Source organism: Sedimentibacter sp. B4 (assembly GCF_000309315.1).
GTDB classification, from domain to species: Bacteria; Bacillota; Clostridia; order Tissierellales; family Sedimentibacteraceae; genus Sedimentibacter; species Sedimentibacter saalensis.
The window spans coordinates 1-397 of the sequence record NZ_CANG01001004.1; the positions used below are offsets into that span (position 1 = coordinate 1).

The window sequence follows — 397 nt, forward strand, 5'->3', positions numbered from 1 at the left end:
CACGTGCGCGACGGTCTCCAGCGGCACGTACTCGCCCTGTGTGTAGACCAGGGACGCCTCCGGACGGTGTCACCCTCAGCGACCGCGTCGGCGGCGTTGGTGAACTCGACGGTGATCGGCTTCACGCCAGGTCGGCGCCGTCCACGCCGGCGACAGCGGCCAGCAGGGGCGCGTCCACAATGCCCGGATGGGGCACCGAGGCCGACACCCTGCCCAGCCCGTCCGTCGTGGTCACCAGCAGGTTCTGGATCCGGGCCCGGCCCTGCACGTTGGTGGGGGTGGGGCTGGCGGAGAACTTCCCTGCCACCTCCGCGCCCGCCACGATCTGGCCCAGCGACCGCGGCCGACCACTCACCAACTCCGCCACCACGTCAGGCGGCAACACTTCCGTTCATCG

1 protein-coding gene is annotated in these 397 nt (G+C 71.3%); it reads right to left on the minus strand.

From position 1 onward, the window contains the following. Window positions 1-121: 121 nt before the first annotated feature. Window positions 122-358 (minus strand): hypothetical protein, encoded by a 237-nt coding sequence (locus BN358_RS21465; protein ID WP_198018535.1) that lies wholly within the window; start codon window positions 356-358, stop codon window positions 122-124. Between the last annotated feature and the right edge of the window lie 39 nt (window positions 359-397).